At 64.5% G+C, this 15,141-nt stretch carries 17 protein-coding genes and 1 pseudogene; 8 read left to right on the forward strand and 10 right to left on the reverse strand.

Annotated elements, in window-relative coordinates; all coding sequences use genetic code 11:
• Positions 1-222, forward strand: a pseudogene (locus AC1DDG_RS19200) (bifunctional D-altronate/D-mannonate dehydratase); the annotation flags it as partial.
• A 114-nt stretch (positions 223-336) separates the two neighbouring features.
• Here the strand turns inward: AC1DDG_RS19200 and AC1DDG_RS19205 are convergent.
• The 7 genes from AC1DDG_RS19205 to AC1DDG_RS19235 all read right to left on the reverse strand — a co-directional run bounded on the left by AC1DDG_RS19205 (position 337) and on the right by AC1DDG_RS19235 (position 7,292).
• On the reverse strand, positions 337-534 hold the full coding sequence (locus tag AC1DDG_RS19205; RefSeq protein WP_476877314.1) for a hypothetical protein: 198 nt from the start codon (positions 532-534) through the stop codon (positions 337-339).
• Positions 535-586: 52 nt separating this feature from the next.
• Complete coding sequence (gene mmsB / locus AC1DDG_RS19210; protein WP_476877315.1) at positions 587-1,900, reverse strand: multiple monosaccharide ABC transporter permease; 1,314 nt, start codon at positions 1,898-1,900, stop codon at positions 587-589.
• A 5-nt stretch (positions 1,901-1,905) separates the two neighbouring features.
• On the reverse strand, positions 1,906-3,435 hold the full coding sequence (gene mmsA, locus AC1DDG_RS19215) for a multiple monosaccharide ABC transporter ATP-binding protein (RefSeq protein WP_476877316.1): 1,530 nt from the start codon (positions 3,433-3,435) through the stop codon (positions 1,906-1,908).
• 99 nt (positions 3,436-3,534) lie between these two features.
• Complete coding sequence (gene chvE / locus AC1DDG_RS19220; protein WP_354962224.1) at positions 3,535-4,659, reverse strand: multiple monosaccharide ABC transporter substrate-binding protein; 1,125 nt, start codon at positions 4,657-4,659, stop codon at positions 3,535-3,537.
• Positions 4,660-5,007: 348 nt separating this feature from the next.
• Entirely contained in the window at positions 5,008-6,594 is a 1,587-nt protein-coding gene (locus AC1DDG_RS19225; protein WP_230120940.1) for an alkaline phosphatase D family protein, read from the reverse strand.
• A gap of 78 nt (positions 6,595-6,672) precedes the next feature.
• Positions 6,673-6,870 (reverse strand): hypothetical protein, encoded by a 198-nt coding sequence (locus AC1DDG_RS19230; RefSeq protein WP_476877317.1) that lies wholly within the window; start codon positions 6,868-6,870, stop codon positions 6,673-6,675.
• Between the two features lie 176 nt (positions 6,871-7,046).
• Complete coding sequence (locus AC1DDG_RS19235) at positions 7,047-7,292, reverse strand: hypothetical protein (RefSeq protein ID WP_230120937.1); 246 nt, start codon at positions 7,290-7,292, stop codon at positions 7,047-7,049.
• Between the two features lie 166 nt (positions 7,293-7,458).
• On the opposite strand from AC1DDG_RS19235, the gene AC1DDG_RS19240 reads away from it, so the two are divergent.
• Positions 7,459-8,238 carry a phosphatase PAP2 family protein gene (locus AC1DDG_RS19240; protein ID WP_230120935.1) on the forward strand — a complete coding sequence of 260 codons (780 nt, stop codon included), beginning with the start codon at positions 7,459-7,461 and terminating at the stop codon, positions 8,236-8,238.
• A 9-nt stretch (positions 8,239-8,247) separates the two neighbouring features.
• Complete coding sequence (locus tag AC1DDG_RS19245; protein ID WP_230120933.1) at positions 8,248-8,553, forward strand: MmcQ/YjbR family DNA-binding protein; 306 nt, start codon at positions 8,248-8,250, stop codon at positions 8,551-8,553.
• 44 nt (positions 8,554-8,597) lie between these two features.
• On the opposite strand, the gene AC1DDG_RS19250 is transcribed toward AC1DDG_RS19245, so the two are convergent.
• Positions 8,598-8,909, reverse strand: a complete 312-nt coding sequence (locus tag AC1DDG_RS19250; protein ID WP_230120931.1) for a MerR family transcriptional regulator — start codon at positions 8,907-8,909, stop codon at positions 8,598-8,600.
• Positions 8,910-9,048: 139 nt separating this feature from the next.
• Here AC1DDG_RS19250 and AC1DDG_RS19255 point away from each other — a divergent pair, with 139 nt between their 5' ends.
• From AC1DDG_RS19255 to AC1DDG_RS19265, 3 genes are all read left to right on the forward strand, one after another.
• On the forward strand, positions 9,049-9,471 hold the full coding sequence (locus AC1DDG_RS19255) for an Hsp20/alpha crystallin family protein (RefSeq protein ID WP_476877341.1): 423 nt from the start codon (positions 9,049-9,051) through the stop codon (positions 9,469-9,471).
• 147 nt (positions 9,472-9,618) lie between these two features.
• A complete protein-coding gene (locus AC1DDG_RS19260; protein ID WP_230120929.1) occupies positions 9,619-10,026 on the forward strand; it encodes a DnaJ domain-containing protein in 408 nt (135 codons plus the stop codon).
• Positions 10,023-10,412, forward strand: a complete 390-nt coding sequence (locus AC1DDG_RS19265) for a hypothetical protein (RefSeq protein ID WP_476877318.1) — start codon at positions 10,023-10,025, stop codon at positions 10,410-10,412. Before AC1DDG_RS19260 ends, AC1DDG_RS19265 begins: the two co-directional genes overlap by 4 nt.
• Here the strand turns inward: AC1DDG_RS19265 and AC1DDG_RS19270 are convergent.
• The gene (locus AC1DDG_RS19270; RefSeq protein ID WP_476877319.1) at positions 10,409-11,878 is read right to left on the reverse strand and encodes an AAA family ATPase; all 1,470 of its coding nucleotides are present in this window, start codon (positions 11,876-11,878) and stop codon (positions 10,409-10,411) included. The two genes, AC1DDG_RS19265 and AC1DDG_RS19270, sit on opposite strands and share 4 nt — an antisense overlap.
• A gap of 146 nt (positions 11,879-12,024) precedes the next feature.
• On the opposite strand from AC1DDG_RS19270, the gene AC1DDG_RS19275 reads away from it, so the two are divergent.
• Both AC1DDG_RS19275 and AC1DDG_RS19280 read left to right on the forward strand, forming a co-directional pair.
• A complete protein-coding gene (locus tag AC1DDG_RS19275) occupies positions 12,025-12,417 on the forward strand; it encodes a VOC family protein (RefSeq protein ID WP_230120919.1) in 393 nt (130 codons plus the stop codon).
• A 64-nt stretch (positions 12,418-12,481) separates the two neighbouring features.
• On the forward strand, positions 12,482-14,035 hold the full coding sequence (locus tag AC1DDG_RS19280; RefSeq protein WP_230120917.1) for a glycoside hydrolase family 1 protein: 1,554 nt from the start codon (positions 12,482-12,484) through the stop codon (positions 14,033-14,035).
• A gap of 35 nt (positions 14,036-14,070) precedes the next feature.
• Here the strand turns inward: AC1DDG_RS19280 and AC1DDG_RS19285 are convergent, their stop codons facing one another.
• On the reverse strand, positions 14,071-15,129 hold the full coding sequence (locus tag AC1DDG_RS19285; RefSeq protein WP_476877320.1) for an App1 family protein: 1,059 nt from the start codon (positions 15,127-15,129) through the stop codon (positions 14,071-14,073).
• Positions 15,130-15,141: the final 12 nt, after the last annotated feature.

Consider the following 15,141-nt stretch of genomic DNA (forward strand, 5'->3'; position numbering starts at 1 on the left):
CTGGCGATCCACAACTACGGCATCCAGGAGTACATGCAGCACTCGGACGCCACCAACACGGTGTTCGAGCAGTCCATGACGTTCACCGACGGGTACCTGCACCCGGGCGACAAGCCCGGCATCGGCGTCGAATTCAACGAGGAAGCCGCSGCSRCCTACCCGTACCAGCAGGCCTACCTGCCCTACAACCGCCTGGTCGACGGCACCGTCCATGACTGGTGAGGCACCACTCGTGAGGCACGACTCGTGACTGCTTGAGCCGCAGGCGGCGTGCCGCCTGCGGCTCAGGCAGTGATGTCAAGCAGTGGTGTCAGGCAACGAGGTCAGGCAATGAGGTCAGGCAATCGGCCGGACCTCGTAGCCATCGGCCTTGCTGATCAGCTGCCGGCCGTGGTTGCCGTCAAAACGCAGCCACATGACCGAGGAATCCCACGTGGCGTCTTCCACCTCGGCGGTGCGGACGTGCTGGCCGCCGCGCCGCAGTTCGACCGTGCGGCCCACCAGCAGGGTCCAGTCGTTGTCTGCCTCGGCCATGGTTTCCTTCCTGTCCGTCCCGGCTGCACGCCATCCGACGGTGCCGCGGGATTCAGGGCTTCTCAGCAGCGCTTGCCGGGTGAGCCACGGCAGCCACAGAGACTGGTGTCTTGGCCGCTGGCTTGGTCTCCTCGACACCGGCGGGCGGGGTTGTCTTCCATTTGAACCGCTTGCCGAGGGTGGATCCGCCGCCGGCGCTGCGGTTCTTGTTGAAGATGTCGAAGCCGACGGCGAGCAGCAGCACCAGGCCCTTGATCAGTTGCTGGTAGTCGGTGCCCAGGCCCAGGATGGACATGCCGTTGTTAAGCACGCCCATGATGAGGCCGCCGACCATTGCTCCGGCCACGGTGCCGATTCCGCCCTGGACGGCGGCGCCGCCGATGAAGGCCGCGGCGATGGAGTCCAGTTCGAAGCCGGTACCGCCGGCCGGCTGGGCGGAGTTCAGCCGGGCCGTGAATACGAGGCCGGCCAGGGCGGCCAGCACGCCCATGTTCACGAAGAGCCGGAAGGTGACGGCCTTGGTCTTGATGCCCGAGAGCTCGGCGGCGTGGAGGTTGCCGCCGATGGCGTAGGTGTGCCGGCCGAAGATGCTGTTGCTCATGAGCGCGGAATAGACGATGACGAGGACGGCCAGGACGATCAGCACGATCGGGGTGCCGCGGTAGCTCGCGAGCAGGAACGTGATGGTGAGCATCAGCAGCGCGATGAAGACTGTCTTGATGGCGAACCAGGCCATGGGTTCGTTTTCGAGGTTGAACTTCCGGCGGACGCGGCGCTCCTTGATGGACTGAATCAGCAGAGCGGCCGTGGCTCCGACACCGAGGATGACTGTCAGCCACTCCAGTACTGAGGTGCCGCCTGAGATGTCCGGGAGGAAGCCTCCGCCCAGGGCGCGGAGCTCGGCCGGGAACGGGGTGATCTGCTGGTTCTTGAGCGTGATCAGGGTCAGGCCGCGGAAGATGAGCATGCCGGCCAGGGTGACGATGAAGGCCGGTATGCCCACGTAGGCGATCCAGTATCCCTGCCAGGCTCCCACGAGGGCGCCGACGAGCAGGCAGGCCGGGATCGCGGCCCACCAGGCCCAGCCCCAGTGGACGATCATCACGCCGGCGACGGCGCCGATGAAACCCGCGATGGATCCGACGGAGAGGTCGATGTGGCCCGCGATGATGACCATCACCATGCCGATGGCAAGGATCAGGATGTAGCTGTTCTGGACCACGAGGTTGGTGACGTTTTGCGGCTCGAGCAGGATGCCGTTGGTCAGGACCTGGAACAGCAGGACGATCAGGATCAGGGCGACGAAGATGCCGACCTGGCGGAGGCGGCTTGCCAGGAAGCCCATGGATTCTCGGAGGGCGGACATGGTCGTTATTCCTTCTCTTGGGTCATGTAGTGCATGAGTGTTTCCTGGGATGCTTCGGCAATCGGGACTTCGCCCGTGATGTGCCCGGCGGACAGGGTGTAGATCCTGTCGCAGATGCCCAGGAGTTCGGGGAGCTCGGAGGAGATCACGATGACGGCTTTCCCTTCGGCGGCGAGTCCGGCGATGATCGAATAGATCTCGAACTTGGCGCCCACATCGATGCCCCGTGTCGGCTCATCGAGGATCAGCACATCGGGGTCGGAGAACATCCATTTGCTCAGCACGACTTTCTGCTGGTTGCCGCCGGAGAGTTTTCCGGTGATGGCAGCCACCGAGGGCGCCTTGATGTTCATGCTCTTCCGGTACCGGTTGGCTACGACGGTCTCTTCGTTCCTGTCCACCCAGCCCTTCTTGGCGAGCTTGCCCAGCGCCGCCATCGAGATGTTGCGCTTGATGTCCTCGATGAGGTTCAGCCCGTAGTGCTTGCGGTCCTCCGTGGCATAGGCGATGCCGTGCCGGATGGCGTCAGACACGGTGGAGGTGTTGATCTCCTCGCCATACTTGAATACCCGGCCGGAGGTGGCCCGGCCATAGGTACGCCCGAAAACGCTCATGGCCAGTTCAGTCCGTCCGGCGCCCATGAGCCCGGCCAGGCCGACGACTTCACCCTTGCGGACGTTCAGGCTGGCGTTGTGGACCACGGTGCGGCTGTGGTCCTGCGGGTGCTGGACCGTCCAGTCCTCGATCCGGAGGACTTCCTCGCCGATCGTCGGCGTGCGCTCCGGGTAGAGGCTTTCCAGGTCGCGGCCCACCATGCCTCGGATGATCCGTTCTTGAGTGATCTGTCCCTGGTCCAGGCGCAGGGTCTCGATCGTCTTGCCGTCGCGGATGATGGTGACGGCGTCGGCGACCTTGCGGATCTCGTTGAGCTTGTGGCTGATGATGATGCTGGTGACGCCCTGGCCCTTCAGGTGCAGGATGAGGTCCAGCAGGTGCCCCGAGTCCTCGTCGTTCAGCGCCGCCGTGGGCTCGTCCAGGATCAGCAGCTTCACTTCTTTGGACAGCGCCTTGGCGATCTCCACGAGCTGCTGCTTTCCGACGCTGATGTGCTGGATCGGGGTTACGGGGTTTTCGCTGAGCCCGACGCGGGCCAGGAGCTTGGCCGCTTCCAGGTTGGTCTGGCGCCAGTCCACCCACCCCCGGGAGGCGATTTCGTTTCCGAGGAAGATGTTCTCGGCAATGGACAGGTACGGGCTGAGGGCCAGTTCCTGGTGGATGATGACGATCCCGCGCTTTTCGCTGTCGCTGATGGTGGAAAAGTCGCACGGCTCGTTTTCGAAGAGGATGTCGCCGTCGAAGGTGTTGTGCGGATAGACGCCGGAGAGCACCTTCATGAGGGTTGATTTTCCGGCCCCGTTTTCACCGCAGATCGCGTGGACCTCGCCGCGGTTCACGTTCAGAGTGACGTCCTGGAGGGCTTTTACGCCGGGGAAGGTCTTGGTGATTCCCCGCATTTGAAGAATGGGTACGTTCATGGTCAATTCCTGCTGACTGTTCGAGAGCCGGACTCCTGCGGATGCGGGGCCCCGTTCGGATGCGGCCTGGCCGAAGTCAGGCCGCACCCGGCACGGTGGCTACTTGATGTCAGCGTCCGTGTAGTAACCGGAGTCGATAAGTTCCTGCTTGTAGTTGTCCTTGGTGACGATCACGGACTTGAGCAGGTAGGCCGGGACCACCTTGACCTTGTTGTTGTAGGTCTTGGTGTCGTTGGTTTCGGCTTCCTGGCCCTTGAGGACGGCGTCGACCATCTTCACGGCCTGTTCACCGAGCTTGCGGGTGTCCTTGAAGATCGTCGAGTACTGCTCCCCGGCGACGATGGACTTGACCGAGCCCTTCTCCGCGTCCTGGCCGGTCACGACCGGCAGGGCGCCCTTGGAGTAGCCGCCGGTGCTGGTCAGTGCCGAGATGATGCCGATCGACAGGCCGTCATAGGGCGACAGCACGCCGTCGAGCTTCTTGCCCGAACCATACGCGGCCGTGAGGATGTCCTCCATGCGCTTCTGGGCCGTTGCAGCCTGCCAGCGCAGGATCGCGGCCTGCTCGAACTTGGTCTGGCCGCTGGGCACCTTAAGGGTGCCGGCATCCAGGAACGGCTTCAGGGTGTCCATCGCGCCGGTCCAGAAGAAGTTGGCGTTGTTGTCATCCGGGCTGCCGGCGAACAGCTCCACGTTGAACGGACCCTTGCCGGCCACCTTCTTGCCGGAAGCATCCACCAGGCCCAGGCCCGTGAGCAGCGACGTGGCCTGCTGGACACCGACCTCGTAGTTGTCGAAGGTGGTGTAGTAGTCCACGTTCGGCGAGCCGTTGATCAGCCGGTCATAGGCGATGACCTTGACGTTCTGTTCCTTGGCCTTGGCCAGGACATCGGTCAGCGTGGTGCCGTCAATGGCAGCGATGATCAGCGACTTAGCACCCTTGGTCAGCATGTTCTCAATCTGCGAAACCTGCGTCGGGATGTCGTCGTTTGCGTACTGAAGGTCAGTCTTGTAACCGAGCTTGGCCAGCGAATCGCTGACATTCTTGCCGTCATTGATCCACCGCTCCGAGGTCTGGGTCGGCATCGAAATGCCCACCAGGGACCCCGCCGCATCAGTGCTGGCGGCGGGAGCGGCGGTTCCGGGCCGGCTGCCGCAGCCCGTCGCACCGACCGTGACGGCCAGGACGACGGCGAAGGCGCCCAGGAGTTTCTTGATACGCACGTTGTTCTCCTTCCGCGGCTGACTCGTGCCGCGAATTAGTGCTGAGTCGGAAGGCATCTGCGCCCTCCGACGGGACCGGCAGTTGGGTCCGGTCAGCTGGTGCGCGGTCCTGCGGCCACGCACCAGAAGGCTTTTTGTTGTAAGTTCGGTCAGGTGCTGCGAACCTAGCAATTTTATGAAGCTGTCGCCGCGCTCTTGTGAGCGCTAACAATGTTGAGAATATCTCACTCATTCGTGTGGGTCAAATCACATATAATCGCGTGGGCGCGGGCTCCCCCGCCGCCCGAGGAGCCGGGGCCGGCAAGGTTGCACGGGTGCAGGGTGCGTTCCGCCCTGCACCCGTTTGGTCTAGCCGCGGGGCTGCAGTCCCGGCACGCCGTCGTCGATCCGGAAGGACGCCCTGGTTCTGACCGGGGAGCCGGGCACGCTCACGTAATCGAGCACACGGAAATCGGCCTTCATGGAGTCCTTCGTGATGGTGGTCCGGACGTAACCGCGCTGGTCGTTGTAAAACTTCAGATGCTGGTTCCAGGCCATGGTCGGATCCGAGACAGAGCCTGTTCCGTTGCCGGTGGACGTGATCGACGTGCACACCAGCTCCGACCCCACCACGGGCGCGTCCGGGTCCTGGTAGTTCACCTTGACGTCGTTGGCCCAGTGGCGGTGGACGTCACCGGTAAGCACGACGGCGTTGCGCACCTTCGCGTCCACCCAGCCCTGTGTGATGCGGCGGCGGGAGGCAGCATAACCGTCCCACCCGTCCATGGACACGTCGTCGATTTCCGGCGCTTTGTTGCGGTCGCGCTCTGCGAAGAACACCTGCTGGCCCAGGACATCCCAGCGCGCCCGGGACTTCCGGAAGCCGTCCAGCAGCCACTGCTCCTGATCCTGGCCGGTGATGCTGCGGTCCTCGTCGAGGCGCTCCTGGACATTCGCTCGCCAGCCGTCACCCGCCAGCTGGTCATCCCGGTATTGGCGCGTATCCATCATGTGGAAGTTGGCCAGCTGTCCCCACTGCACCGTTCGGTAGATCTTCATGTCAGCGCCTGCGGGGACGGCCGGCGCACGCATGGGCATGTTTTCGTAGTACGCCTGAAAGGCCGCTGCCCGTCGTTTGCGGAAGTTGGCCGCAGTGTCGTTGAGCTGGGCTGGATCGGTGTTCTCCGGGACCTCGTCGGCCCAGTTGTTGTCCACCTCGTGGTCATCCCACACCACCAGCCAAGGGGCGGCCGCGTGCGCCGCCTGGAGGTCGGCGTCGGCCTTGTACTGCGCGTGGCGCTGGCGGTAGTTCTCCAGCGTCACCGTCTCGGGGCCCTCGTGGTCGCGGACGTTGCCGCCGCCCACCACATAGGAGCCTTTCTTGTATTCGTACTGGTAGTCACCGAGGTGAAGGACCAGGTCCGGCTGATCGTCGGCAAGTCGCCGGTAGGCGGTGAAAAAGCCGTGCTCGTACTGGGCGCAGCTGGCAAAGGACATGGCCAGGGCTGCCGGAGTCTCGTTCCACGCAGGACTCGTCAGGGTCCGGCCGACAGGGCTGACATGGCGTCCGGTCCGGAACCGGTAGAAGTATTCACGGCCCGGCTTCAGGCCGCGCAGCTCGGCGTGCACGGAGTGGGCACTCGCCGGCGCAGCGCTCTCCACACCGCGTCGGATGACTTTCCGCATGGCAGGGTCCTCGGCCACTTCCCAGGCCACAGCGACATTGTGCGACGGCATGCCGCCCATCCCGTCCTCGGCCAGTGGGCTGAGGGCGAGGCGCGTCCAGATAACGAAACCGTCAGGCCACGGGTCGCCGGAGGCCACGCCCAAGGTGAAGGGGTCGGCGCGGAGGCCTGCTTCGGAATTCCGCTGGTCCGCGACGGCGGTGCCGGGGAGCGCGATGACGAGGCCGGCACCCAGGCCGGTGGTGATGAGCGTTCTGCGCGAAATGTCCATGGACCGAACGTAGCCACCCTGTTTTGACACGTGCGGACGCGCGCGTGAATCCCCCGTGAACGCTGACGGGCCGGCGGGCTACTTCGAAGGCTGCGGGACCTCGCAGGCGATCTTGGGGTTGGCGCCCATGTAATTCAGCGGCCCGGCCGCGATGGTCACGGCCACAGTGCCCGCCTCAGCACATGAGTCCGGGGAACCGCTGAAATAGCCGCGTTGGAATGCGGCGAAGGCTCCGATGATGAGCCAGAGGATCACTAGCGTTCCGATGATCTTCATGGCATCCTCCGTAGCTGCGTCGCCACTCCAGTGTGTGTCCATTATCCACCGGGCGTGTCTTCCGCGACAGAGCTCCCGGACAGCAGCCGGAAGCAAACGAGGGGTGGGATCTCGGCGTTTTGGGCGAACCTGGGCGCCGAGATCTCACCCCTCGATGGGATGACACGAAGTTGCGGTCAACTTGGCTCGGTCGTGTCCACCGGGGTGTCGTCCACGTCCGGAGTGTCCTCGGCCGTGGCCACGGTGGGCTCTCCGGCGGCCGAACCGTCCCGGGCATCGGTTCCTTCTTCCGGCTCGAAGGTGTTGGCTTCGCCTGTTCCGAGGCCGGCGCCGTTCCCGGAGCCGGGAGCCTCGCCCCAGGATTGATTCTGCGACCCGGTGGTCTGATCGGCCTGGCCGGTGCCGGTTTCTTCAGTGCTCATGTCGTCTCCTGGAACCTCGTGGGGGCTGGGTAATTCACGGTAACAGGGGCCGCTTTGCCTGGTAAGGGGCAGCCCACCCCTGGCGCCCGCACCCCGGGAGCGGGAAACGGGATAATCTTCATCACAGAAACCATTTCAATCGATCGACGCACAGGCAGGCTTCCACGTGGCAGAAGAATCGGCGGGCAAGGCGGGATGGTGGCGGGTGTTCCACGACAAATTCGTGGTCGAAGAACGCTACATGGACGCCGGTGCACGGAAAGGGCTCTATGTCGTTGCGGTTGTCCTCGCTGTGGTGGGCGCAGCGATTTTCTTCGTGACGCTCGCCGGGGTTCTCCAGCACAACGGCATGGCGAGTTCGGATGAAGCTGCCCGGAGATGGCTGCTGACCACCCGCTCGGATGTACTGACTGTTGTCATGATCATTCTGGCGGTCATCTTTGGGCCCGTGGGGCTGCCGATCATTGTCCTGGTGGTCACCGTCGCGTGGGGGATCCTGGCCAAGCATGCCTGGCGGCCCATCCTTCTGGCGGCCGCCATGCTCACCGGAGTCGGGCTCGCACAGCTCATCGGCCATGCCGTGGGGCGTGACCGGCCCCCGGTGGATCTCATGCTTTTTGGTGCAGACCACACCTTCTCCTTTCCGTCCGGCCATGTGCTGGGTGCCTCGGATTTCCTCCTGGTCGGCACGTTCCTGGTCTTCTCCCGGCGCAAGAATCCCAAGACCGCCGTTGTGGGGTTCGTCGTGGCCATTATTGGCGTGATTCTGGCATCGGTCAGCAGGCTGTACCTGGGCTACCACTGGGTGAGTGACGCCGTCGCCTCCATATCCCTGTCACTCGTGGTGATGGGGGCCGTGATCGCGGTGGACACGTGGCGGACCGCCCGGATACCGGGGGAATCCGTCACTGGGGAGCTGTCCAAAGCCGATTCCCCCTCGGAATAGCCCGGGGCCATGGCAACTGAAGCTGACGTCCGCCGGACCTGCCTCTCGCTCCCGGGAGTCACTGAACGCTCCAGCTGGAACCGGCCTGCATGGTTCGCCAAAACCCTCATGGCCCGGATCTGGGACGAGGGCGTGCTGACGGTCAAGACTTCAGAGCGCGAGGCGCTCGTCGGAACACAACCCGAAACTTATTTCTGGACGCCGCACCACGAGCGGTCGCCACAGTTGGTCCTCGTGCGGCTGGCAAAGCTCGACGGCGGCGAACTCGCCGAGTTGCTGGAAGAGTCCTTCCTGCTTGCCGGCGGACAGATCTGAGCGAGAGGCCCTCCGCCGCCGCAGGCTGGGTGCCGAAGGTATGCTCAGGCGCCCTCAGGTTGACGCGTGTTGCGGGAGCGTGCGCGTTGCAACTCCCGGCGGAGCCTGGCGTTATCGACCTCGAGTTCCAGCACTCTTGCCACACCTGCCAGGTTGAGACCTTCATCCAGAAGCTCCCCGATGCGGCGCAGGACCGCCAGGTCCGATTCGCTGTACTGTCGGGTCCCGCCGGAAGTTCGCTCGGGCGTCAGTAATCCGCGGCGCTCGTACAGCCGGATGTTTTGTTGGCCGGTGCCGAGCAGGCCCGCCACGACTGAAATGGCGTAGAGCCTTCGGTCGCCGGCCTGACCTGTCATGGTGCTATCCCTTGGTTGACGTTTCTTCGGTTTGCCTCTTGCACCAGTTTGCCACCGGTGCTATAAAAAATCTGTATCCACCACCATAGATAGTGGCGGGTCGACATGAATCATCCAGATGCTGAAGGAGTGGGAAATGATGCTCATCCGTACCGACCCGTTCCGTGAGCTGGACCGGCTTACCCAGCAGGTCTTCGGAACGGCTGCACGCCCCGCGGCCATGCCTATGGACGCGTGGCAGGAAGATGGAGAGTTTGTTGTCGCCTTTGATCTTCCCGGCGTCTTGCCGGACAAGGTCGACCTGAATGTGGAGCGGAATGTACTTACTGTCAGGGCGGAACGCCTGGACCCCACCCAGCCCAACGTGGAGCTGGTGGTTGCCGAGCGGCCTCGCGGAGTTTTCAGCCGCCAGTTGATCCTCGGAGACACCCTGGACACGGAAAACATCAAGGCCCATTACGACGCCGGTGTGCTGACGCTCCGAATTCCGGTTGCGGAGCAGGCAAAGCCCCGCAGGATTGAAATTGAAAGCAAGGGTGAGCTGCACCAGATCGAAACCTAGTCCCCAGGCGGGACCGGCTGTCCGGTCCCGATGGTGTTGCTGCTGACGGGGCGGTCCTCCGGGTTGAGGCCCGAGACCGCCCCCGAGCCACTTGCAGCAGCGGCCGCCGAAGGATGTCTCGCGAACCGACCCTGAGCAGGACAGACAATGGCCAGCAACTTCGCCGATCACTACGCCGTCTTGCACGTGCCCCGCACAGCGACCCAGCGCGATATCTTGCGCGCCTTCAGGTCACTCATGCGAACGCACCACCCGGATTTGGACAACCCCGCTGGCGCGCCCGCTGAACTGCAACTGATTATGCAGGCCTTCGAGGTCTTGCGAGATCCAAAGCGCCGCCAGGCCTATGACCGCGAAGCTATTTGCGAAGCAAACACGGCTGCAGCGGCCCATGGCGGCCGGCCGGCACGGGACAAGACACCGGACCGGCCACAGGACATTCCCGTCCGCCTGATTCGCCACGAGGACCCGCCGCTGCGGGCAACGCCTGTCCGATGGGAAAGCGGACCCTGGGCCCCTATCCGCATCGACCCCCGAGGAGAACGAAGACGATGAGCGACTGGCGCCGATACGACTCCCACCTGATTCCTGCCTTTTATGAGCGGTTTGAGGAGCGCTGGGGAAAAGGAACTGCACCCTTCCTGGACCCGGAGGCCCATGAGGAGCCTCTTCCACGCGCGCAGTGGATCCATCCCGCCACCGGTGCTGCCGTGGCCGTAGTGCCCATCTGGACGGACGATGACCGCCAGCACCGCTCGTTCGGAGTCTTCTACCTGCCTCCGGCGGGGGATATCTGGGTGCTTCGTCCCGGTTTCACAGGCTACCTGGAGCCCGGGCTGGACGGCTCCGAACACCTCGTGGCCTTGAGGAATGACGCCTTCAAGAAAGCCGTGGCCCATGCCAAGGATTTTCTCTTCGGCCCGCCCTCGGTGATGCATTAGGTGGGCCCCGGCCCGCTGCTGAATCCGCCGAAGCCGGGTCCGGGGGAGCCAGGTCCGCCGAAGCCGGGCGCGCCGAAGCCGTCGGCGTCGACCGGGCCGCTGCCCAGGAGGCTCCGGGTGAGGGCCTGGCCGTCGGCCATCAGCCCGTCCACCGCCGTCCCGAGGTGACCGTCAGCTACAGGAACCCCCTCGATTGCGGCCGCCACCACAGCCCGGCGGACCAGCTCCCGGGCAAAGGAGGCGGTGGTCCCTTCGGTGCTGGCCGCCGCATCCTGGATGGCGCCGGGACTGAACGGAATCCCCCGGGCGTACAGGTTCACGAGGTCGACGCGCTCTTCCAGGGCCGGGAGCGGAATTTCAACGGCCAGATCCACCCGGCCGGGACGCTGAGCCAAGGCACGTTCCAGCATGTCCACGCGGTTGGTGGTGAGGACAAACGCCACGTCGGCATCGTTGTCCAGTCCGTCCATGGCATCCAACACCTCGAACAGCAGCGGCTGCGGTCCGTGGCCGAAGCTTCGGTCTTCGGCGATCAGGTCGCAGTCTTCAAGAACTACGATGGAAGGCTGCAGCGCCCGGGCCATGGCTGCGGCTTCGGAGATTCTGGCCAGCGATCCGCCGGACAGCAGGATGGCCGTGGACCCCTCACTCTGGCTCAGCAGATACCGCACAGTATGGGTCTTGCCCGTTCCTGGCTTGCCGTACAGGAGGATGCCCCGCTTCAGGTGCTGCCCGTATTCGCTGAGTGACGCCCGGTGTTCGGCGATGCCAAGTGCGTGGTCGGACACCTTCTGCAACAATCCCTCAGGCAATATGACCTCGGAGGCTGCCAGGGCAGGTCTGGCGTGGAAGGTGACGCCCGCGGCGCTCGGACCGTACTCGCCCATGATCAGTGAAATGATCTGGCCCTTCAGCACGCTGCGGAACTGCATCCGGCGGCGGAACTCGGCCAGGAACGCGGCGGCGCTCCCGGTGTCACCTGCCACGACTTCGAGGGAGGCCATCTGCCGCCCGTACCGCGGGTTGGCGTCCCGCTGCAGGACGGCCACCGGACTGCCCGCATAGCTGAACAGCCACAGGCCAAGGGCAACGGCCTGCCGCTGCTCGTCGGGTCCAACCGCGAGGTTCGCGTAATCCGGCTGCGAGAGCGGGAACTGCGGGAAGAACTGGGACTGTTGCAGCATGTCGCTCAAGGACTGGTGGTGCCGCTGGTCCCCGCCGCCGATGCCCACCAGCCGGAAGTCCCCGTCCTCGGCGGCAAGTTCTGCCATCAGGATGTCAGCATCTACGAACCGGTGCGGGGGGATCTCCTCCACCACCACAGACAGCGTTTCCGCGGGAACCGCCAAATGTTCCGTGAGTGTGGTCAGCAGTTGTGTCCCGGCCCGCACCCGGTGCTGGCCGGACTGCGCAAGCTGCACCAGCTGTGCAAAATCATCGATGAACTTCCCCAGTTTTTCATCCATGGGCAGACCCTATCAGTGCCGCTCCGGAAGTCGGGGAGTGACCTTCTGCCGGCCTTCCAGCACGGCCTGGTGGTTCTCGTCAGGCACTGCGGCGTGTGCCATTCTGGGAGGTACCGCAAGTCCCGGTGCCGTCAAAGGAGAAGACCATGTTTACGCCAAAGGGTTCGTTTTCCAGCTTCAGCGTCAATGACGTGGCGCAGGCCAAGGAGTTCTACGGAGCGAAACTCGGCCTGACCGTTGCCGACGGCGGAATGGGCACCCTGGAGCTCACGATGCCCGAGGGGCACAAGGTCTTTGTCTATCCCAAGGACAACCACGAGGCCGCCACCTTCACGGTGCTGAACCTGGTGGTGGACGACGTCGATGCAGCGGTAGACGAGCTCAACGCCGCCGGTGTCCGGACCAAGATCTACGACGACCCCGATCTGCCCACCGACGAAAAGGGCATCGCCCGAGGCGAGGGTCCGGAGATTGCTTGGTTCAAGGACCCGGCAGGGAACGTGATTTCGGTGATCAAGGCAGGCGGGCTGCTATTGTGACGGCGTAGTTTGAGGCAAACTGTCCTTCTGCCCCTTCGAGACAACAACATAAAGGTCCCCTGCCATGCACACTTCCGCCAAAGAGTTGGCCGCCATGATCCCGCCGGGTTTCACCCTGGGGGTAGCCACAGCCGCGTTCCAGATCGAGGGCGCCCTTGATGAGGATGGCCGCGGACCGGCGGGCTGGGACGTCTTCGCGGCAAAGGCAGGCAACATAGTGGACGGCCACCACCCCGCATTGGCCTGCGACCATTACCACCGCATGCCGCAGGATGTGGCGCTGATGAGGGAACTGGGCATCGATTCGTACCGGTTCTCGATCTCATGGCCCCGGATCCAGCCCGGCGGCAGCGGGCCGGTGAACCGTGCCGGCCTGGATTTCTACGACCGCCTGCTGGACGAGCTCCTGGCCAACGGGATCTCCCCGATGATGACGCTCTATCACTGGGACACGCCGCTGCCGCTGGACGAGGCCGGCGGATGGCTCAACAGGGATACCGCCTACCGGCTGGGCGAGTTCGCGGCCATCGCGGGGGCAGCCTACGGGGACCGCGTAGCCCGTTGGGTGACAATCAATGAGCCCGCCACGGTGACCACTAACGGCTATGCTCTGGGTCTGCACTCGCCGGGCCTGGCGGATTTTGCGAACGGGCTGCCCAGCGTCCATCACCAGCTGTTGGGGCATGGGCTCGCGCTCCAGGCGTTGCGGGCCGCCAACGTGGCCGGGGAAATCGGCATGACCAACGTGTACTCGCCGATGGTGCCGAATTCCGGCAACCCGCTGGACTGGCTGAGCGCAGGGGCCATGGATGTGGCCCAGAACCGCCTGTACGCGGACCCGGTCCTCACCGGAAAATACCCCGACCTCGTCCGCATCGGGAAGTTCTTCTCGTCGTTCGAGCATCCGGACGAGGACATGGACATCATTTCGCAGCCGATGGATTTCTACGGGCTCAACTACTACATGCCCACGCGGGTGGCGGCAGGAGCGGGCGACAGCCCGGTGCCCGCGGCCATGGCCGAGGCCATGGGGGACGATCTCAGCGCCGCCACCCCAGGCGGACCGCTGCACATTGAGCCCTGGCCGGACACCGAGACCACCGCCTACGGATGGCCGGTCAAACCGGAGTACTTGACCGTGGCACTCAAGGAAATGGCCGAGCGGTACCCGAACCTCCCGCCAGTCATCATCACCGAAGGCGGAGCGAGCTTCGAGGACATCATCGTCACGGACAAAGCCGCCAACCGCAGCTTCATCCCGGACGAGCGCCGTCTTCGGTACCTGTCGGACCACATTGGCACCGCGCTCCGCGCTACGGCGCCCGGCGGCGAGGCCGAGTCCGTCGATCTTCGCGGCTACTACGTGTGGTCCCTGATGGACAATTTCGAGTGGTCGGGCGGCTACAACCAGCCATTCGGGCTGGTGCACGTGGACTTCGAGACGATGGAGCGGACGCCCAAGGCATCCTACTTCTGGCTCCAGGAGCTCCTCGAAGAGCGGAACCTCGTAGCGTCGGCGGGGGCCGCCGTCGCCGCCGCCGCCTCCTCGGAGCCGGAGCTGGCGGCGGGTGCGGAGCCCGGAAGGTCCGACGGCGGTGCGCAGCCGCTGGGGCTGTGACCGCCAGGTACAGGGGCGGTCCGGATCAACTCAGCTCAGATCAGTTCAAGGTCCCTGAGCTGGCGGGCAATGCCCGCGCCGTCGGGCGAGTAGATCCACGTCACCGAGGAGGCGCTGTGGTCTCCGTCTTCCGAATGACCGCCCGCGAAGACTGATTCGCTGACAGACAGCTGCCGGATGGCGATCGCGGCCACTTTGTCGGCATGGTCGTGGGTGAACGCTGAATAGATCTGCTCATCGTGCTGGCCGTTGTCGCCGATGAGCAGCCACCGCATGTGCGGGAATTCGGCCGCCAGGCGCTCCAGGTTTTGGCGCTTATGGTCCTGTCCGCTGCGGAACCAGCGGTCCTGGGTGAGTCCCCAGTCCGTGAGTACCAGCGCGCCGGAGGGGTACATGTTGCGCGTGAGGAACCGGGCAAGGGTGGGTGCCGCGTTCCAGGGGCCCGTGGACAGGTAGATGACGGGGGCGTCAGGATGCTCTACCGTCAGCCGGTCCAGCAACACAGCCATTCCCGGCGTTGCCATCCGGGCCCGCTCGCTTAGAACGAACGTGTTCCACAGGGCAAGGAACGGCCTGGGCAGCGCCGTGACCATGACGGTGTCATCGATGTCGGAGACGATGCCGAACTTCGTCTCCGGACCAATGACGAAAATACTGGCGTCGGCGGGCTCAGTGCCCTCGGACCGCAACACGGCCGTGTGCCAGCCGGGGGAGAGGGAAACCTTGACATCAATGTCGATGAGTCCGCCCCTGTCGGCTCTGACCTTCGTGACAGTGCCGCCCACTTCAATTTCCACCTCCGAGCCCGGAATGGGAACGCTGGTGAAGGCGCGCCAGCCCCGGACGTTCTGCGTTCCGTTCCTGGCGGCGTGCTCGGCCCGGCTTCCGGGCACGGGCTTGCTGGCCAGCACCACCCGGCCGAGCACCCGCACCCAGTCCGTGGAACCGTATCCCTGATAGGCGATGGTTTTGGGTTCGAACTTCCACCGGCGGGCGAGTTTTAGCCGCGCGGTGTTGATTGCGGCCGAGAGCCGGTGGGCCAGGCGGAAGACGTGTGTGCCTGACAAAGAACTTTCCTGTGACGCCGTGTCCATTCCTTCACTCTG

Source organism: Arthrobacter sp. 10L430 (assembly GCF_056395245.1).